The 19,406-nt window shown below is 51.6% G+C and carries 17 protein-coding genes and 1 other RNA gene; 15 read left to right on the top strand and 3 right to left on the bottom strand.

Annotated elements, in window-relative coordinates; translation table 11 throughout:
- Positions 1–36: 36 nt before the first annotated feature.
- The 3 genes from J4377_RS10840 to J4377_RS10830 are packed head-to-tail and all read right to left on the bottom strand — an operon-like array spanning position 37 to position 2,537.
- A complete protein-coding gene (locus J4377_RS10840) occupies positions 37–630 on the bottom strand; it encodes a phosphoheptose isomerase (protein WP_038485436.1) in 594 nt (197 codons plus the stop codon).
- Between the two features lie 22 nt (positions 631–652).
- On the bottom strand, positions 653–1,042 hold the full coding sequence (locus J4377_RS10835) for a YraN family protein (RefSeq protein WP_038485433.1): 390 nt from the start codon (positions 1,040–1,042) through the stop codon (positions 653–655).
- Positions 1,032–2,537 (bottom strand): penicillin-binding protein activator, encoded by a 1,506-nt coding sequence (locus J4377_RS10830; protein ID WP_253485520.1) that lies wholly within the window; start codon positions 2,535–2,537, stop codon positions 1,032–1,034. Before J4377_RS10830 ends, J4377_RS10835 begins: the two co-directional genes overlap by 11 nt.
- Positions 2,538–2,650: 113 nt before the next feature.
- Between J4377_RS10830 and rsmI the strand changes: the two genes are divergently transcribed.
- From rsmI to ftsA, 15 genes are all read left to right on the top strand, one after another.
- A complete protein-coding gene (gene rsmI, locus J4377_RS10825) occupies positions 2,651–3,508 on the top strand; it encodes a 16S rRNA (cytidine(1402)-2'-O)-methyltransferase (protein WP_253485517.1) in 858 nt (285 codons plus the stop codon).
- A gap of 32 nt (positions 3,509–3,540) precedes the next feature.
- Positions 3,541–3,901: RNase P RNA component class A (gene rnpB, locus J4377_RS10820), an RNA gene on the top strand.
- A 52-nt stretch (positions 3,902–3,953) separates the two neighbouring features.
- On the top strand, positions 3,954–4,910 hold the full coding sequence (rsmH, locus tag J4377_RS10815; protein WP_038485424.1) for a 16S rRNA (cytosine(1402)-N(4))-methyltransferase RsmH: 957 nt from the start codon (positions 3,954–3,956) through the stop codon (positions 4,908–4,910).
- A gap of 2 nt (positions 4,911–4,912) precedes the next feature.
- Positions 4,913–5,248, top strand: coding sequence for a cell division protein FtsL (gene ftsL / locus J4377_RS10810; protein WP_038485421.1), 336 nt, complete (start codon positions 4,913–4,915; stop codon positions 5,246–5,248).
- Positions 5,245–6,951 (top strand): penicillin-binding protein 2, encoded by a 1,707-nt coding sequence (locus J4377_RS10805; RefSeq protein WP_038485418.1) that lies wholly within the window; start codon positions 5,245–5,247, stop codon positions 6,949–6,951. The genes ftsL and J4377_RS10805 overlap by 4 nt, the downstream gene beginning before the upstream one ends.
- A 14-nt stretch (positions 6,952–6,965) precedes the next feature.
- Positions 6,966–8,459: a UDP-N-acetylmuramoyl-L-alanyl-D-glutamate--2,6-diaminopimelate ligase gene (locus J4377_RS10800; RefSeq protein ID WP_253485515.1), complete on the top strand. Its 1,494-nt coding sequence runs from the start codon at positions 6,966–6,968 to the stop codon at positions 8,457–8,459.
- Positions 8,459–9,817 carry a UDP-N-acetylmuramoyl-tripeptide--D-alanyl-D-alanine ligase gene (gene murF / locus J4377_RS10795; protein ID WP_253485513.1) on the top strand — a complete coding sequence of 453 codons (1,359 nt, stop codon included), beginning with the start codon at positions 8,459–8,461 and terminating at the stop codon, positions 9,815–9,817. The genes J4377_RS10800 and murF overlap by 1 nt, the downstream gene beginning before the upstream one ends.
- Positions 9,818–9,826: 9 nt before the next feature.
- Entirely contained in the window at positions 9,827–10,909 is a 1,083-nt protein-coding gene (gene mraY, locus J4377_RS10790; RefSeq protein ID WP_038485409.1) for a phospho-N-acetylmuramoyl-pentapeptide-transferase, read from the top strand.
- 59 nt (positions 10,910–10,968) lie between these two features.
- The gene (gene murD, locus J4377_RS10785) at positions 10,969–12,363 is read left to right on the top strand and encodes a UDP-N-acetylmuramoyl-L-alanine--D-glutamate ligase (RefSeq protein WP_253488133.1); all 1,395 of its coding nucleotides are present in this window, start codon (positions 10,969–10,971) and stop codon (positions 12,361–12,363) included.
- Positions 12,360–13,541, top strand: a complete 1,182-nt coding sequence (gene ftsW, locus J4377_RS10780) for a putative lipid II flippase FtsW (RefSeq protein ID WP_253485511.1) — start codon at positions 12,360–12,362, stop codon at positions 13,539–13,541. Before murD ends, ftsW begins: the two co-directional genes overlap by 4 nt.
- Positions 13,542–13,559: 18 nt before the next feature.
- On the top strand, positions 13,560–14,657 hold the full coding sequence (gene murG, locus J4377_RS10775; protein WP_084183740.1) for an undecaprenyldiphospho-muramoylpentapeptide beta-N-acetylglucosaminyltransferase: 1,098 nt from the start codon (positions 13,560–13,562) through the stop codon (positions 14,655–14,657).
- Between the two features lie 53 nt (positions 14,658–14,710).
- On the top strand, positions 14,711–16,123 hold the full coding sequence (gene murC, locus J4377_RS10770) for a UDP-N-acetylmuramate--L-alanine ligase (RefSeq protein ID WP_095603312.1): 1,413 nt from the start codon (positions 14,711–14,713) through the stop codon (positions 16,121–16,123).
- On the top strand, positions 16,120–17,061 hold the full coding sequence (locus J4377_RS10765) for a D-alanine--D-alanine ligase (RefSeq protein ID WP_038485397.1): 942 nt from the start codon (positions 16,120–16,122) through the stop codon (positions 17,059–17,061). The genes murC and J4377_RS10765 overlap by 4 nt, the downstream gene beginning before the upstream one ends.
- Positions 17,058–17,771: a cell division protein FtsQ/DivIB gene (locus tag J4377_RS10760; protein ID WP_038485394.1), complete on the top strand. Its 714-nt coding sequence runs from the start codon at positions 17,058–17,060 to the stop codon at positions 17,769–17,771. The genes J4377_RS10765 and J4377_RS10760 overlap by 4 nt, the downstream gene beginning before the upstream one ends.
- A 317-nt stretch (positions 17,772–18,088) precedes the next feature.
- Entirely contained in the window at positions 18,089–19,378 is a 1,290-nt protein-coding gene (ftsA, locus tag J4377_RS10755; RefSeq protein ID WP_038485391.1) for a cell division protein FtsA, read from the top strand.
- Positions 19,379–19,406 lie beyond the last annotated feature (28 nt).

The raw sequence follows: 19,406 nt of genomic DNA, 5'->3' as shown, positions 1-19,406 counted from the left end.
TGATCTGCTCAGTTTAATTTGTTTTGTGCTGACTATTTAGTCGACTCCGCCAAAGAGCTGTTCGTCAATTAAATCACATAAGCAGTGGATGACGAGTAGGTGAACCTCTTGAATGCGCGCAGTGGATGTTGCTGGAACGCGAATCTCACAGTCATCCTGGCCTAGTAGTGACGCCATATCGCCTCCATCTCTGCCAGTCAGCGCGACAACCGTCATATCGCGGTCATGGGCCGCCTGGATGGCTTGAACGATATTGGCTGAGTTGCCGCTAGTGGAAATGGCTAATAAGACATCGCCGGGCTGGCCTAGCGCCCTGATCTGCTTGGAAAACACTTCATTATAACTGTAGTCGTTGGCGATCGAGGTAAGTGTTGAGGTATCGGTTGTCAGTGCTAGTGCGGGTAGGCTTGGGCGCTCACGCTCAAAACGATTCAATAGCTCGGACGAAAAGTGCTGGCTATCGCCTGCGCTGCCGCCATTGCCGCAGGCGAGAACTTTACCTTCGTTAACTAAGCACTGAACCATCATTTGGCTGGCGACTTCGATAAAAGGCGGCAGCACTTCGCTGGCATATGTCTTCGTGTCTATGCTGGCGTTAAAGTGATTAAGTATGCGTGATTGAAAGTCCATTAGGGCTTCCTAGGTAAAGGTATCAGTAAGCATCAAAAGCCGCTTTTTCCCACTGGAATTCAAGCGTGGGAGGCGTGCCTGTGATCGCTAGGATATCAAAGCGACACGGACTTGAAACAGCATGCCGAGCGATATAGAGCTTGGCTGCTCGTATTAAGCGGTGTCGCTTCTGTGCAGTGACGGTCTCTAAGGGGTGGCCGTAACGGGTAGTGGTGCGATGTTTGACCTCGATAAAGACCAGGATATCCTGGTCTTTCATCACAAGATCAAGCTCACCACCTTTAACGTGATGATTGCTAGTGACAAGTGTTAAGCCATGTTGCTGCAGCCATTGAGCGGCTAATTGCTCAATGGCTGCGCCCCGCGTCCGTGCTGTTTGCGGTGTATTGGGATTCTGATAACTATTGGTCATCGTTCAGTAGGCCGGGAATCAAAATGGGTGAAGGCACGCCATTTTGGAATTTCGCCCACGGTAGTTCTCGATAAACCCTGCCATCATCTGATAAGCGAAGAGTGCCAGTGCTTCCATTCATGCCGTCAAGGGCTGATAAGTCTGATAGGCGAATGCCAAGCTCGTAAGCATCCACGCCCATTGCCATCAGGCGGAACATTGACGCTTCTGACTCGTTGCGAAGCTCGGCATATGTCGAATAGAAGGGCAGCGCTTCTTCCCCGCCAACTGCTGCGTCAGGGATTTGCCATGGAATATCGATAAACATCACATCATTTAGGTCTTGGTCTAAACGTGTCTGTAGACGCCCTTCATGAAGGTGGGAGGTAGCATAAACAGGCAGGCTGGGGGCGTAGTAGTAGTCCATGGTCGGCGGCACTTGGCGCGCGTACTCGGGAAGTGCTAGTAAGAATAGTGCATCAATGTTCCCTAGGCGGGCGCGATCGCCGCTGACATTTAGGGCTGTTTTGACTGCGTTGGCTACGGCGCTGCTAGGGTTGTAGCGGACGGCATTGGTGATTTCACCACCTTGACTTTGCCACTCATTCCAGAAAGCTTCACCTACGCGGCGTCCCCAGGCATTGTCGGGCACCATAATAGCCATTTGACGATGGCCGTCCTGAAAGGCTCGGCGAGCTGCTTGGCGGGCTTCATCTTCAGCGGATAAACCGTACTGAAGGAGTTGAGGTGCTTGATTGCTTGCGCTGTTGCCATAGTTCAGAGCCAGTGTCGGTAGTGGTACACTATTGCGCTGCTCAAGTTGAGTGACTTGACCTTTGTCAATTGGGCCAATCAAAAGTTGGGCATTCATCTGCTCTGCGCGTTGGTAAATTTCATCTAATGAATATTGAGACGCATTGATGAAATTAAGTTGTACATTATCTCCGCGCAACTCGTGATGACGGCGCATTGCAGAAGCGATAGCGTTAGCCACGCTACTTAGTGGGCCAGATTCTGGTAAGGCCACTGCTATGCGGCGTATTTCGACACCCTCTAATTCAGGTATGGATACTTTCGTATATTCAGCCTGATCCAAGGCTTGGCGTGCCCACTGCTGCCGTTCTGCAAGGGTTTCTTGTTGGTTTGCCTGCATGGGGAGTTCGTCGTCAAGCACCTGGGTCGCGCGCAGGACCGCGCGGGGGTTGTCCATGCCACGAGCAAGTTCAGAGAAAAGCATTGCCCAGCGCACCCGATCCGATTCTGAAAGCATGTTTTCATCAACCGCATCGGCTGCGTCAAAAGCATTTTCGCGTTGCCCTTGTCTAGCAAGGATATTAGCCGCTTCCAGTCGCGTCTTGGCAGCTTGCTCAGGTGCTTGCTGCTCAGCTTGACTAAGTAGTCGGCTGGCATCCTGGTCAGGGACGCGGTCAACCACACTTGGGGATTGCATAGCGCACCCTGTAATCAGAAGCGCCATGAAGGCAGTGGCTAGTAATCCACGTATTGACTGTTTCATGTATCCTTCCTTAGTTTCCATTTGCGCTGCCGTCGCTCAATGAGCAGATAAATTTACCATTGCACAAGCATGGCGCACCGTCAGTGCAGGCTATTAACAAATCGGGAGTCACGATGACACACCAGCATCCGGGTATATTGTACGTGGTTGCAACACCAATTGGGAATTTGGAAGACTTATCGCCACGCGCTGCTCGGGTATTAGCAGAGGTATCACGTATTGCTGCGGAGGATACACGCCACAGCGGCCGCTTGTTGGCGCATCTAGGCATTAATAAGCCGATGCTTTCATTGCATGAACATAATGAGGCACGACGAGTTGATACCGTGGATAGCTACTTAATGGCGGGGGAAAGCATTGCCCTAATCAGTGATGCGGGAACGCCGCTGATATGCGATCCGGGTTTTGTATTGGTAAGAGAGTTGCGATTGCGGGGTAGGCAGATTGTGCCGCTTCCTGGGCCTTGTGCGCTGGTCAGTGCACTTTCAGCGGCTGGGTTGCCGACTGATAAGTTTACATTTGGTGGGTTTTTGCCATCTAAGCCAAGTGCGCGACGGCAAGCGCTTGAAAAATGGCAGTGTCGAGAAGAAACGCTGGTTTTTTACGAGTCACCTCACCGTATTGAGCACACGCTCGAATCGTTATGTGAACAAATGCCTGAGCGAGCGGTTGTTCTGGCCCGAGAATTGACCAAAACGTATGAGACTTTTTTGCAGGGCTCGCCGTCATCATTGTTGGATCAGCTTAGGCAAGACCCTAACCAAGGTCGTGGAGAGTTTGTCGTAATGATCGCTGGGGCGCCGCCCGTTGTTCAAAGCGATGAGCAATCTATTGCTGCTGATGAGTTGCTTAAAGCCATGCTAGCAGAGGGGGTTGGCGTCAAGCAGGGGGCAGCCGTTGCTGCAAAAATGCTAGGCGGCCGAAAGCAGGAGTGGTACGCAAGATTGCAAGCATTGAAAGGTGGGCATTGAGGCGACGGCGGGGCGCTGGTATGCTTGCCGCCGGAGTTGGCCAGACAGTCGCCGCTAACACACTTGTAAAAGTGTGTTGGGGGAGGAAAGTCCGGGCTCCATAGGGCAGAGTGCCAGGTAACGCCTGGGCGGCGTAAGCCGACGGAAAGTGCAGCAGAGAGTAGACCGCCTAAGCCTTTCGAGGCCGGTAAGGGTGAAAGGGTGCGGTAAGAGCGCACCGCGCGCCTGGCAACAGTGCGTGGCATGGTAAACCCCACTCGGAGCAAGACCAAATAGGGATCCAATGGCGTGGCCCGCGCTGGATCCGGGTAGGTTGCTTGAGCGCTGTGGTGACGCAGCGCCTAGAGGAATGACTGTCCACGACAGAACCCGGCTTATCGGCCGACTCCCCATTTCCATAAAAGGTGCGCCGTTCGCACCTTTCTTAACACTGTGTGAGATTAACATGCCTTCTCCTGACGCTGACCAGGTTACTTCCCATTTTCGCCACACCAGCGTCTTATTAGAAGGGGCGGTAGATACACTTGTTCATAATCCTGATGGTATTTATTTAGACGGTACGTTTGGGCGAGGCGGGCACTCCCGCGTTATTCTTTCGCGCCTGAGCGAACAAGGTCGTTTAATGGCCATGGATCGTGATCCTCAAGCAATAGCAGCCGCTAAAGATATCGATGATCCTCGTTTCGACATAACGCAGCGAGAGTTCGCTCGGTTAGTTGAATATGCACAAGAGCAAGGGGTTTACGGAAAGCTTTCAGGTGTATTGCTAGATATTGGTGTTTCTTCCCCGCAGTTAGATGATCCAGAGCGAGGCTTTAGCTTTATGCGCAACGGTCCTCTTGATATGCGTATGGATCCTACTCAAGGAGAGAGTGCCGCTGCGTTTTTAGCCCGTGCTAGCGAAAATGATATTGCCAATGTGTTTAAAACCTATGGTGAAGAGCGTTACGCAAAGCGCTTGGCGCGAGCCGTTGTTACGCGACGTGTGGAAAAGCCTTTTACGCATACTGTTGACTTGGCCGAGGTGTTAAAAGAGGCTCACCCTGCTTGGGAAAAGGGTCGTCACCCAGCGACCAAAGCGTTTCAGGGGCTGCGTATTTATTTAAATGGTGAGCTCGATCAACTGGATGCAGCGCTTGAGGGGGCATTGGAAGTGCTGGCTCCTGGTGGGCATCTGGTTGTGATTAGCTTCCACTCGCTTGAAGATCGTCGTGTAAAACGCTTCATTCGTCACCATGTGCGGGGTGATACGCACTTGCCACGAGGCGTGCCTATTCGCGATGATCAGCTAAATCGCCGTCTTGAAGCCTTGGGTAAAGGAATACGCCCAAGTGATGAAGAGGTGGAAGCTAACCCTCGGGCGCGCAGTGCCGTCATGCGGGCCGCCCGTAAACGAGTGTGATCATGAGCATGGATCGGATAGAGCGTTGGGCGTCAACGCTGCGCACCGAATGGCCTTTCAAGCTACGTTTTCGAGCTTGGCCGGTTATCCTTATCGTGCTGTTCTTGGCGTGTGTCGTGACCGGTGGTTTAGTGGTTGCCACCACGCATATGACGCGAGTGCAGTATGCGCAGCTACAGCAGTTAGAGCAGGAAAAAAATCAGCTGCAAACCGAGTGGGGGCAGCTGCTATTGGAAGAGGGGGCGTGGTCTACTCCAGCCCGTGTAGAGCAAATTGCTACGGAACGGCTTGAAATGCGCATTCCCGATGTGAATGATGTCGAGGTGATTCGACCATGAAGCGCGAAAGTCGGGGAGGGATATCCCGTCAAATGCCTATTGCGCCGCCATTAGCTGGCGGACGCTTTTTATTTATTCTCATTATTGTAATGCTTGCGTCAGCCATTTTAGTCGGCAGGATTACGCTGCTTCAGGTAATTGATCGCCCGTTTTTACAGAGCCAGGGCGATGCCCGTACGCTTCGCCATGAGGCAATACCCGCACACCGCGGTATGATCACTGATCGTAATGGTGAACCTCTGGCTATTTCTACGCCTGTTGTAACACTTTGGGCGAATCCTCAAGAGCTACCTACCGATGCCATTCAGCGAGTAATGCTGGCGCAAGCTTTAGGCATGTCGCTCGATGACTTTGAATCCCGTGTCTCTCGATATAGCAGTCGAGAATTTATGTACCTTCGTCGTCAAATGACGCCCGATGCGGCCCAGCGCATACTGGATTTACGCACGCCTGGTGTTTATCAGCAGCGTGAATACAAGCGTTATTATCCAGCCGGTGAAGTGGCGGCGCAGTTGCTGGGTGTTACCAATGTGGATGATGTGGGGCAAGAGGGGCTAGAGCTCTCTTATCAGCCCTACTTAGCGGGGCATCCTGGACAACGCCGAGTCATAAAAGATCGACGAGGTCGTTTAGTTCGTGAGCTCGGAGTTATCCGTGAAGCGCAACCTGGCGGTGAGTTAACGTTGGCGATTGATCAGCGTATTCAATATATGGCCTACCGTGAATTGCGCGCTGCTGTCGCTGAGCATGAGGCGGACGGTGGAGTGTTAGTAATGCTCGATGCGCGCACAGGGGAAGTGTTAGCAATGGCTAACTTGCCTTCTTACAACCCGAATAACCGCGCTGGGTTAGATCCGCGAGGTTTACGCAACCAGGCACTGGTTGATGTGTTTGAACCAGGGTCTGTTATGAAGCCTTTGGCAATGGCTGCAATACTGGAAAGTGGTGTTGTAGATCGTGATGCTATCGTTGACACCTCGCCTGGCTGGATGCGCCTGGATCAGTTCACTATTCGAGACTTCCGTAATTATGGCGATTTAGATTTAGCGGGGATTCTAGAAAAATCTTCAAACGTTGGTATGTCTCGTTTAGCGCTACAGCTAAGCGATACGGCCATTTGGGAAAAATACAATCAGCTAGGTCTTGGACAAGCACCGGGAACCGGCTTTCCTGGTGAGGCGACAGGCAGTTTGCCAGCGCCAGTTCGCTGGTCTCGAAGTGAACGAGCGACGCTCTCCTATGGTTACGGTCTCTCTGTTTCAGCGGTTCAATTGGCCAGTGCTTACACTGCGCTAGCCAATAATGGCGTGCGTTTGCCGCCCTCGCTGTTGAGGCTTTCTGAGCCTCCTCAGGGGAGTCCTGCTATATCGCCCACAGTGGCCAATGATTTGCTGAATATTTTAGAAACGTCGGTCGCCGCCTATACCGGTGGTCGCCGAGCGCGCGTTGAAGGCTATCGTGTGGGGGGGAAAACAGGCACGGTGCGTAAAATAGGGCAGCAAGGTTATACCACTGATGCTTACCGCAGTGTTTTTGCGGGGATTGCGCCTATTTCCGACCCGCGTATTGTTACCGTCGTTATGATTGATCACCCTCGCGCTGGCCAATTTTATGGTGGAGCAGTGGCTGCTCCGGTGTTTTCTAGCGTTACAGGTAATGCCCTACGTTTGCTGGACGTGCCGCCCGATCACGAGGTCGAGTAGCATAAGGAGATTGCATGAGGTTGTCCCCAGAGAGTCTATGGGTTGCGCTAAAGCAGGTTTGGCCTAACGCTGTATTACCTGAGGAGTTGCCTAAATTACCAGAGCAGCTTCGCTTAGTGACGGATACGCGTAAGTTAGCGATGGGCGATGTATTTGTGGCTATTCCTGGTAGTCAGCGTGATGGTTATGAGTTTGTTGACCAAGCATTGGCGGCAGGTGCATCACTCGTTTTGGCGCACACGAAAGAAGGTGGTGTTTCTCTGGACGGGCAAATACTTTATTTGCCGCATCTGTCTATGCGACTTGGTGAGCTAGGTCGCACACTGTTTTCTGTTCCCGAAGACCTCCAGGTGATTGGGGTGACGGGCACCAATGGGAAAAGCTCTGTTACCCATTACATAGCAGCGTTAAGCGAATTGCTTGGCAAGCCTGCTGGAGTGATCGGGACATTGGGTGTTGGTCGCCTTGGCCAATTGGTCGACACAGGCCTTACTACGCCTGGTTCATTGGCAATGCAAGAAACCTTGGCTGATTTAGCTAACCAAGGAGTGAAGCGTGTGGCGCTTGAAGCGTCTTCGCATGCCCTTGAGCAACGCCGTTTAGACGCAGTGAACGTCGCCGCAGGCGTATTCACCAACCTGACGCGAGATCACCTTGATTACCATGGCAGTATGGCGGCTTATGCCGCTGCAAAAGCAAAGTTGTTCCGGCGTTCTGAGCTTGTACTTGCGGTCGTCAATGCAGATGATCCACTTGCGCGGCTAATGCTGGCAGGCTGCGATAGCCGTGTGCGTGTTTTGGCAGTAGGCGACGATGAAGCAGTGACGCTGCGCGTGATTGGTTGGCATCCCCATGAATATGGTCAACAGGCTCTTGTTGCTACGCCGGAAGGTGAAAAAACGCTTAATCTCGGTTTGATGGGGCGGTTTAACCTAGACAATGTGCTGTTAGCCATTAGTGTACTTTATGGGTTGGGCGAGCCTTTAGATCAGTTGTTTGAGTCAGCAACTGAGTTGAGCCCAGTGCCTGGGCGTATGGCGTTATATCGCGAGGTTGATGCGCCCAGCGTTGTTATCGATTATGCCCACACGCCGGATGCATTAGCTAATGCTCTTGAAGCGCTGAAAGAGCATTTAGGGAGCGCTGGGAAACTATGGTGCCTGTTCGGTTGTGGTGGTGAGCGTGATACGGGAAAGCGAGCTGAAATGGCTGCTGTAGCAGAGCAGCGAGCTGACCACGTGATCGTTACTGACGATAATCCGCGTAAGGAGTCTGCCGAGCAAATTCGCCAACAAATTATTTCGGGCTTTTCTGCTGCGGCTGCCTTTACGGAAATAGGTGATCGTAGTCAGGCAATTTGTCATGCGGTTCAGCATGCTGATACCCAGGACGTTATCTTGGTGGCTGGAAAAGGTCATGAGGCCTATCAGCACATCGGTAACGTGCGTCATGACTATCAAGATAGCGAACAAGTGATTAAAGCCTTCAAATTTAGGGCTGCCATGTGATGAACTGGTCGTTAGCTAGTATTGCCTCAGCACTAAAGCTTTCTGTCCCGCAAACTTTATGCGAGTTGTCGGTCACAGCGGTAATTACCGATACGCGTCATATTGTGCCTGGGTGTCTGTTTGTGGCTTTGAAGGGGCCGCGTTTTGATGGCCATGATTTTATTGAGCAGGCGCTTGAGAAAGGCGCTGCAGCTGCTCTGGTTGAGCGCCCGGTAAGCAGTTTGCTTCCTCAGCTAGTATGCGCAGACACGCGTTTGGGCCTTGGCCTGCTGGCGCGGGCTTGGCGTGAACATTGTAAACTGCCGCTGGTGGCTGTCACCGGCAACAGCGGTAAAACAACCGTTAAAGAGATGACGGCTGCGCTACTTTCTCCATTAGGCGGTGTTCTGGCGACAGAGGGCAACTTAAACAATGACATTGGTGCGCCGCTGACATTGCTGCGTTTAGCAACGCACCATCAGGTAGGTGTGATTGAGCTAGGGGCTAACCATTTGGGCGAAATTGCCTGGACCAGCCAGTTGACCTCTCCTAATGTCGCCATCATTACCAATGTAACAGGCGCACATGTCGGAGAGTTTGGCGGTATGGGGCAAATTGCCCAAGCCAAAAGCGAAATATTAACCGGGCTGGTTGAAGGTGGTATCGCGGTGCTAAATCGCGATGACTATTACTTTGAATTTTGGTCAGCCTGTGCGGGAAGCAAGAAAGTTGTAAGCTACGGCTTACATGGCGATGCGGACGTTCACGCGTCCGCACTTTCGTGCGACTCTTTGGGGCGGTATGCTTTTACGCTTGTTGAGCGTGGCCAAGTGCTGGGTGACGTCCAACTGCCCTTGATTGGTAAGCATAATGTGAGTAATGCTTTGGCGGCTGCTGCAGCGGCTCTCGCATTAGGCGTTACACCAGAGCAAGTAGTGACGGGACTATGCGAATTGTCCTCATTATCTGGTAGGTTAAGCATCGTGTCCGGCGTGCGCAATACGACGTTGTTAGACGACACCTATAACGCAAATCCTGGTGCTGTGAAAGCGGCGTTGGATGCGTTAGCGAACTTTCCTACACCGCGCTGGTGCGCGCTTGGCGCAATGGGGGAGTTGGGTAGCGAGTCTCATGCCCTACATGCTGAGATCGGTCATTACGCTGCGTCACTGGGTATCGATACATTGCTGACTTTTGGTGATGCCGCCCGTTCAGCAAGTGAAGCCTTCGGTCGCGGGCTGCATTTTGACGACCACGAGACGCTAGTGCGTCATGTTATTAATACTCTGCCGCCTAACACCACACTGCTGGTGAAAGGATCGCGTAGTGCAGGCATGGAAAATGTCATTGCTGCGCTACGTGCGGATGAAACAAGGTAAGCGCCGTTCATGTTACTTCACCTGGCGAATTTTCTAGCCCAATATCAGTCTGCTTTCCAAGTTTTTAACTATTTAACCTTACGTGTCATTCTCGCAGCGCTAACGGCCCTCATGCTATGCCTGTGGCTTGGGCCCTGGGTTATACGCCGATTAGTTGAAGGTCAGATTGGCCAAGCGATTCGTGATGATGGCCCTCAATCTCATTTGTCTAAAGCAGGTACGCCCACTATGGGTGGGGCAATGATATTGTTGGCTATTGCTATCAGTACGCTGGTCTGGGGCGATTTAACCAATCATTATGTTTGGGTGGTGCTACTGGTCACATTAGGTTTCGGGGCTATTGGGTGGGTCGACGATTATCGCAAGGTTGTTGAAAAGAACCCGCGTGGATTACCTGCTCGTTGGAAGTATTTCTGGCAGTCGGTGGTGGGTATTGGCGCTGCCTTGGTGCTTTATCTCACGGCCGCTACACCGGCTGAAACTAGCTTATTGATCCCGATGTTTAAAGATGTCGCGTTGCCGCTTGGCGTGTTCTATATCGTGTTGACCTATTTTGTGATCGTTGGCAGCTCTAACGCAGTCAATCTCACGGATGGTCTTGATGGCCTGGCGATCATGCCCACTGTACTGGTGGCAATGGGCTTGTCCGTATTTGCCTATGCAAGTGGGAATGCTGTGTTTGCCAACTATTTACATATTCCTTTTATTCATGGCACCGGCGAGTTGGCTGTTTTCTGTGCCACTATTGCTGGTGCGGGCCTGGGTTTTTTGTGGTTCAACACTTATCCCGCTCAGGTGTTTATGGGAGATGTAGGGGCGCTGGCGCTAGGTGCCGCACTAGGCGTTGTCGCCGTTATAGTGCGCCAAGAAATTGTGCTGTTTATTATGGGCGGTATCTTTGTGCTTGAAACGGTCTCGGTGATTCTTCAAGTTGGCTCTTATAAGCTTACCGGTCGGCGTATTTTCCGTATGGCGCCGTTGCATCACCACTACGAGCTGAAAGGTTGGCCAGAGCCGCGGGTAATTGTGCGTTTCTGGATTATTACCGTCGTACTGGTGCTGTTAGGGTTGGCTACGCTTAAAGTTCGATGATTAGCAAAGTAATAGCGGCAGTGTTGCCACTATTAGCGTGATGCACAAAGGAGCCGGTCATCGTGCGAGTCGCAAATGGAGTCACCGTTGTTATTGGCCTGGGGATTTCTGGGCAAGCTATTTGTCGGCATTTGGCGCGTCAAGGCGTGCCATTTATGGTAGCAGATACGCGAGCTGAACCTCCGGGGCTACACGCTTTTCAGAACGAGAACCCCAATGTTGAGGTTTATTGTGGTCCGTTAACGGCGCTTGATTTTACAGATGCCTACGAAGTGGTTGTCAGCCCTGGTGTAGATCCTCATTCGCCAGGGCTTGATGGCTTGCTAGAGCGTTATAATCCAGCAACGGGGGAGCCCGTGCTGGTAGGTGAGATTGCTTTGTTTGTTCGCGCGGTGAATGCGCCGGTCGCCGCTATTACTGGCTCTAATGCCAAGTCAACTGTTACGACGTTACTCGGCGAGATGGCTAGAGTTGCTGGTGTTAAAGCTGCGGTGGGTGGCAATTTGGGTACGGCTGCATTGGATTTATTAGCTGAATACCCAGATGCCGAGCTTTACATCCTTGAACTCTCAAGTTTTCAGCTGGAAACAACGCCTCATTTGGGTGCTAAAGCGGCTGCTTTTTTAAACCTCTGTGAAGATCATTTAGATCGTCATGGAGATATGGTGGGTTACCGCCGCGCTAAGCAGCGTATTTTTCGCGGTGCACAATCAGTCATTGTCAACGCGGATGACGCGCTCACTTGGCCAGAGTCGCCTGTTGATCATGTAGAGCGTTTTACGGCCTTCGCACCCGCAGCTAATGACTGGGGAGTAGTTGAAAAAGGTGGCGAGTTAACGCTGTTCCAAGGTGATACTGCTTGGCTTAGCACAGAAGCTCTCAATATGGCAGGGCGACATAACTATGCCAATGCACTAGCAGCATTGGCAATGGGTAAGGCGTTGGGCTTCGCAAAAGCACCGATGTGCCAAGCATTAACTGCTTTTAAGGGGCTGCCCCATCGTAGTGAAGTTATCGCTCGTATCAATGGCGTTATGTGGGTGAATGATTCAAAAGGCACTAACGTTGGCGCTACGCTAGCCGCGATTCAAGGCATTAGCGCGTCGCTGACAGGGAAAGTAATATTATTGGCCGGTGGTGTCGGTAAAGGTGCTGATTTTACCCCCCTGGCAATGCCATTAGCAGAGTGTGCCAAAACTGCGGTGCTATTTGGCGCTGACGCACTCCGTCTTGAAGCCGCTTTGTCATCTGCTGTTCCAGTGCATCTAGTACACGATTTAACTCAAGCTATGGAAGTGGCCTGGGAAATAGCTGAGCCCGGCGACTGTGTATTGCTGTCACCCGCCTGCGCAAGCCTAGATCAGTTTGTTAATTACCAAGCGAGAGGCGATGCCTTTCGGGATTGGGTTGAGCAAAAGCATAAACAGCGTAATCACTCAGGAGAGAGGTTATGAGCCGAGTACAGCGTATCCGCGATACTTTGACAACGCGACATTTACCCTCCGATGTGTGGTTGATCGCCGCCGCCGTAGCGTTAGCTGGGTTAGGCTGGGTGATGGTAAGTTCAGCATCGGTAGGTCTGCTGGAAAACAGCTATCACTACTCTCGGCAGCATGGCATTTTTCTACTCCTGGCTATATTGGCTTGTTTTTTTATGCTGTGTGTTCCTTTGGAAGCATGGCGGCAAAACGCAGCGCTAATTTTGCTAGTGAGCATTATCATGCTAGTGCTGGTGCTCGTGATTGGTCAGGAAGTTAACGGCAGTAAACGCTGGATTTCACTGCCTGGCCCCTTACCGAGCCTGCAAGTTTCGGAGCTTGGAAAAATCGGTTTGATTTTTTACATGGCCGCCTTCATGTCTCGCTTTACCTATGATCTGCGCCAACGTGCATTAAGTATGTGGCGACCTTTAGCGGTGCTTGCCATTCCGGCAGGGCTGCTTTTTCTTGCTCCCGATTTTGGCGGCATGGTGGTATATACCGTGTGCGTTATTGGTATGTTAATGATGAGCGGCGCTTCACTTACCTTGCTATTTGGTAGTGGTGGCGTATTGGCTGTTGGTGCCGTCATGATGGTCGTTATGGAGCCTTACCGCTTAGCGCGCTGGACGAGCTTTTTGGACCCCTGGGCTGATCAGTTTGCGACTGGCTATCAGCTTACCCAGGCGCTGATTGCTTTCGGTCGTGGGCATGTGACCGGTACTGGTTTAGGTAATAGTGTGCAAAAACTTCACTACCTGCCTGAAGCTCACACAGACTTTATTTTTGCTGTCATCGCAGAAGAACTTGGCATGATAGGGGCCATTCTCGTTGTACTACTATTTACCTTGCTCATTACCAGGGCGATGTTGATTGGTCGTCGCGCAGAATTGGCAGGCCATTTATTTGGTGCCTATGTCAGCTATGGCATAGGTTTCGTTATCGCAGCTCAGGCATTTATCAATATGGCGGTAAGCTCGGGGCTGTTGCCAACGAAAGGGCTAACATTGCCGTTGATTAGCTATGGCGGTTCAAGTTTATTGGTAACCGGTATGATGATGGGCTTGTTGTTGCGCGTAGATGCAGAGACGCGTCACCGTCCGCGTCGTGTATCAACACCCTATAAGTCACGCCATGAACCTCGGTTACCGTAACTACTCAAGGAGTTGTTTGTGACGACGAACGCACGTCGACGCATTTTAATTATGGCGGGAGGTACCGGAGGTCATGTTATTCCGGCGCTTTCATTAGCACGTTCGCTCAAAGCCCACAATGTCGACGTTGAATGGCTGGGAAGCCCAAGAGGGATCGAAAATCGCCTAGTGCCAGAAGCAGGTATTACGCTTCATACCATCGACATAAGCGGTCTGCGTGGCAAAGGAGTAGCTGGCTGGCTGAAGGCGCCGCTGAACCTTTCCCAAGCCGTACTGCAAGCGCGAAAGGTAATTCGCCGCTTCAATCCTGATGTGGTGGTTGGGTTAGGTGGCTTTGCCAGTGGCCCTGGTGGGCTGGCGGCGTGGCTTTCCAGGGTGCCATTAGTGATACATGAGCAAAATGCTATTGCTGGGCTGACCAATAAAGTGCTCTCGAAATTGGCGACACGCACTTACGCGGCGTTTGCCGAGGCTTTTGGTGACAAGGCAGAAGTGATTGGCAATCCGGTGCGAGAAGATATTGCTGCACTGGGTGAGCATCCAAGAAGTGATTCTGAACTGGCCGTTCGTCCGCTGCGGTTATTAGTTGTTGGTGGCTCGCTAGGGGCGGTCGCATTGAATGAACGTTTACCGCCCGGGTTGGCGGGCTTGCCTCCAGAACGACGCCCTGATGTTCGCCATCAAGCGGGCAAAGACCGAGATGTGGCGACGGCAAGCGCCTACGTCGAGCATGGAATTGTGGCAGATGTCACTCCTTTTATTGACGATATGGCGGCTGCGTATAAGTGGGCAGATTTAGTCGTTTGCCGTGCCGGAGCGCTAACAGTGGCAGAGCTTGCCGCAGCTGCAAAGCCCGCCTTGCTAGTGCCGTTTCCATTTGCTGTTGATGATCATCAGCGAGTCAATGCTGGCGTTTTAGTAAAGGCCGGGGCGGCACTTTGTGTCACACAGTCTGAACTGACCCCCGAGCGATTAACACACTATTTAGATGAGCTATTAGTCCCGAGCGTTTTGTCAGATATGGCTTCTAAAGCCCGCCAAGCGGCTTGCTTAGAGGCGACTGAGCGTCTTACAAAGGGATGTTTAGCGCTGGTTAAACAAGGAGAGACTGCGTGACCGACTCTATTAATAATACGTTGCACTCAGGTGTCCGTCCAAGCGGCCCTGGTATGCGCCGTATTAAGCGTTTGCACTTTGTTGGTATCGGTGGCGCAGGTATGTGTGGAATCGCGGAGGTGCTCGCGAATCAGGGTTACAGCGTCAGCGGTAGCGATATGAAGGCATCGAATGTTGTTGAGCGCCTTCGTCAGTGTGGCGTTAACGTTGCTATCGGTCATGCTGAAGAGAATGTGGTAGGCGCTGACGTCGTGGTTGTCTCCAGCGCCATTGATGCAACAAATCCTGAAATCCGTTGGGCTCATGAGCATCGTGTGCCCGTGGTTAGGCGTGCTGAAATGCTGGCCGAACTAATGCGCTTTCGCCATGGTATTGCTGTCGCAGGAACCCATGGCAAGACGACTACAACCAGTTTGACGGCAACGCTGCTGGCGGAAGGCGGATTGGATCCCACCTTTGTGATTGGTGGAAAACTCACCAGTGCTGGCGCTAACGCTCGGTTGGGGGAGGGTGATTATCTAGTCGCTGAGGCTGATGAATCGGATGCGTCTTTTCTTCATCTTCAGCCAATGGTCTCTATTGTGACGAACATAGATGCAGACCATATGGCGACCTATGGTGGGGATTTTGAGCGCTTAAAAAGCACATTCATCGAGTTTCTGCATAATTTGCCGTTTTACGGGCTGGCAGTGCTGTGTATTGATGACGCTAACATTCGGTCGATGCGTGATCAGGTGAAGCGTCAGTTTGTCACCTACGGTTTCGATGAAGATGCTGATTACCGCATTGTGGACTTCACTCAGCAAGGCGGTGAAGTCTCGTTCACCGCAGTGCGTCCTGGGGAAGCTGCTCCATTAGCTATTCGGCTAGCAATGCCTGGTCGCCATAATGCGTTAAACGCTATGGCGGCGATTGTTGTAGCAACGGATGCTGGGGTCAGCGACGATGCCATTCTTCGTGGGCTTGCAAGTTTTGCTGGTGTAGGGCGCCGTTTTCAAGTGCATGGCCACTTCAGCGCCCCCAAGGCTGATGGCGAGATCATGTTAGTCGACGATTATGGGCACCATCCCCGTGAAGTTGACATGGTCATTCAGGCGGTTCGTGCAGGTTGGCCGGATCGTCGACTGGTCATGTTGTACCAGCCGCATCGCTACAGTCGCACCCGCGATCTTTATGAAGATTTTGTTCGTGTGCTTTCTCAAGTGGATACGCTCGTTCTATTGGATGTTTATAGCGCTGGGGAAGCCGTGATTCCAGGCGCCGAAGGCCGCACCCTTGCTGGGTCTATTCGTCAGCGAGGAGAAGTCGATCCAGTGTTCGTTGAGCATAAACAGGAGCTACCTGCACTGTTAAGCAAACTTCTGCGCCCTGGGGATATCTTTATTACTCAAGGTGCCGGTGATGTGGGTGGTATTTCGCTGCGTTTCGCGCAAGCCAAGTTGGCGCTAGATAAGGTAGAGCTATGAGTACAGCAATGTCATTGAATGACCCCTTGGCACGCGTTGTTGTTGTTTATGGCGGTACTTCAGCAGAGCGCGAAGTGTCGCTTAAAAGCGGTGCAGCTGTGCTTGACGCATTAAAGCGTCAAGGTATCGATGCCATTGGCTACGATCCAAAAGAAGAGGGTTTGGTAGGGCTAGAACGCCTTGCCCCAACGGCTGTTTTTGTGGCTCTTCATGGTCGTGGTGGTGAAGATGGTACGCTGCAGGGAGCGCTAGAGCTTTTAGGGCTGCCTTACACCGGCAGTGGGGTGCTGGCGTCAGCGTTAGGAATGGATAAGCAGCGTACGAAGCAGGTTTGGCAGGCTGTAGGGTTACCCACACCTGAAAGCATCATGCTCAGCGACACATCTGATTGGTCTATGGTGGTGTCGCAATTAGGTTTACCAATGATGGTAAAGCCTGTTCACGAAGGTTCCACGCTGGGGATTAGTATCGTTAAAAGCCAGGAAGCATTAGAAGCTGCTTATCACGAGGCGGCGAACTATGACGCCCGTGTTATGGCTGAGCGGTTCATTGTAGGTGAAGAGTATACCGTTGCTCTGCTTGGTAATGACGTGTTGCCGGCAATTCGTGTCGAAGTCCCAGGCGGTTTTTATGATTACGAAGCGAAATACATTGCTAACACTACTCAGTATCACCTGCCCAGTGGCTTAGCATCTAGTGATGAGCAGGCCTTGGCGGAGCTATGCAAGAAAGCGTTTGATGCTGTAGGTGGCGAAGGCTGGGGGCGTGTAGATGTGATGCGCGATGCGATGGGCAAGTTTTGGCTCATTGAAGTTAATACTGTGCCAGGAATGACGGATCATAGTTTAGTGCCTCAAGCGGCAGCGCATGCGGGCATAGAGTTTGATCAGTTGGTGTTGAGTATATTGAATACTGCGGTTCAACGCAGCTGCTCATGAAGAAGCGTAATGCGTGGTTAGGCCTCATATTGCTGACACTGTTGCTCGGTGCTGGTGGGCGTGCCTTATGGCTATGGTTAGATAAGCCTATTGAGCGTGTGTCTATTCGTGGCGAGTGGGAGTATGTGAGTGCTGATTACCTCCGTACTCAGCTAGCGCCGCTCGTTCAAGAGGCAACTTGGCTCTCGGCAGATTTAGGTGAGTTGCGTAGGCGTGCGTTGAGAATTGGCTGGCTGAATGAGGTTAGAATTTCCAGAGAGTGGCCAAATGCACTTGTATTTGAGCTGGTAGAGCAAACGCCAGTGGCCCGCTGGAACGATGATTTTCTACTTAACCCCAAAGGTGAGTCGTTTGCGTTTGCGCCACTAGGCGTGCCTCAAGGGCTTCCTGATTTGGCTGGGCCGACGGGAAGTGGTGAAGAGGTGCTTACCTATTATCGCCGCTTAACGCCTCATTTCCAGGGATTATCGTTGTCACTTTCTCAATTGCGCTTAGAGCCCCGTGGTGCATGGCGGCTCCAGTTAAGCAATGGTGCCTGGGTAATGTTAGGAAGACGTCAGCATGAAATCCGACTAGCTCGTTTGTCGGCATCGTGGCAGCGTGAGCTTGCTCAGGTTGGGGAACATATTCGCTATATCGATTTGCGTTACCCCAATGGTGTTGCAGTTGCCTGGCACGGAGAAAGTGACTTTGCAGAAGAGAATGAGTAATAAGCGACTTACAATGTGCAAAAAGTAGGTAAATGTAAGTGGTTGCCAACAGCGAAAAGCCATGAATAGGGTTTAAATCGCACACAAAGGCGATTATCGTAGGCGTGCGCTAGTCGTATTGTCAGTACTGTTTCTATACTATGTTATAGCTGATGTTTTTTTATGGGCTTTTTTATTTAATTACGATCAGCATTTGGCTTGATATTACGGTAGGCGTCAATGTTATTACGTGTGATTTTGTATCGCCGTTTTAACAATGTTGGCGCAGTTACGACTAACAAGTTTTTTTAAAATTTTTCTAGGAGATTATCCGACTCATGGCAGGCTCACCCAACGCATCCAATATGGTTGTCGGGCTGGACATTGGAACGTCCAAAGTCGTCGCGATAGTCGGTCAACCCACCGATGACGGCGGGATTGAGATAGCGGGTATCGGCTCTCATCCATCACGCGGCATGAAGCGTGGTGTGGTCATTAATATCGAATCAACAGTGCAATCTATTCAGCGCGCTGTTGAAGAAGCGGAATTAATGGCTGGTTGTGATATTCACTCTGTCTATGTCGGCGTTGCTGGTAGCCATATCAGTTCAATGAACTCAGACGGCGTGGTTGCGATTAAAGAAAGGGAAGTCACACCATCCGATATTGAGCGCGTTATTGACTCAGCCCGCGCACGTGCGGTCTCGGAAGGGCAGCGTGTATTACATGTATTGCCCCAAGAGTTCTCAATCGATGCTCAAGGTGGTATCCGTGAACCTTTAGGAATGTCAGGCGTTCGTTTAGAGGCGCAGGTTCACCTTGTGACAGCGGCATTGAACGCCGTTCAAAATATTGAGAAATGTGTTCGGCGATGTGGTCTGGCCGTTGACGCAATTATTCTTGAACAGCTAGCTTCTAGTATGGCGGTGCTTACCGAAGACGAGCGAGAATTAGGCGTTTGTATGGTGGATATTGGTGGGGGGACCACTGATATGGCCATTTTCAGTGAAGGTGCCATTCGCCATACTGCCGTTATACCGATAGCGGGCGACCAAGTCACTAATGACATAGCAATGGCATTGCGCACGCCAACGCAGCATGCCGAAGAGATTAAAGTTAAATACGCTTGCGCACTGACACAGCTAGCGGCAAGCGATGAAATGATTAAAGTTCCCAGCGTAGGAGATCGTCCGGCTCGTGATTTATCGCGACAGGCACTTGCTGAAGTGGTTGAGCCGCGTTACGAGGAACTATTTACGTTGGTGAGAGACGAATTACGCCGTAGTGGCTATGAAGATATGGTGGCTGCTGGTGTTGTGCTCACTGGTGGCACCTCGCGTATGGAAGGGGTTAGCGAATTGGCAGAAGAGATTTTTCATATGCCTGTTCGTATTGCATGTCCGCAAAATGTCAAAGGGTTGGCTGATGTGGTACGCAATCCAATTTATGCAACAGGTGTGGGTTTACTGCATTATGCATTGCAAGAAGCGCGACATGGGCAAGGCCTAGAAAGCCACGGGGAAGTCGTTGCTGCGCATAAAGGGCGCAACGAAGTCGTCAGGCGTGATATCAAGGAAGGTCAATCGGCGCTGGTAAGAATTAAAGGCTGGTTCAAAGGAAATTTCTGACAGGGCCGCAAGCGCGGTTCAGGAGACG

This window comes from Halomonas sp. XH26 (genome assembly GCF_024138895.1).
Classification (GTDB): domain Bacteria; phylum Pseudomonadota; class Gammaproteobacteria; order Pseudomonadales; family Halomonadaceae; genus Vreelandella; species Vreelandella alkaliphila.
Note: the sequence above shows the minus strand (reverse complement) of the source record. Positions and strands in the feature narration are given on the sequence as shown.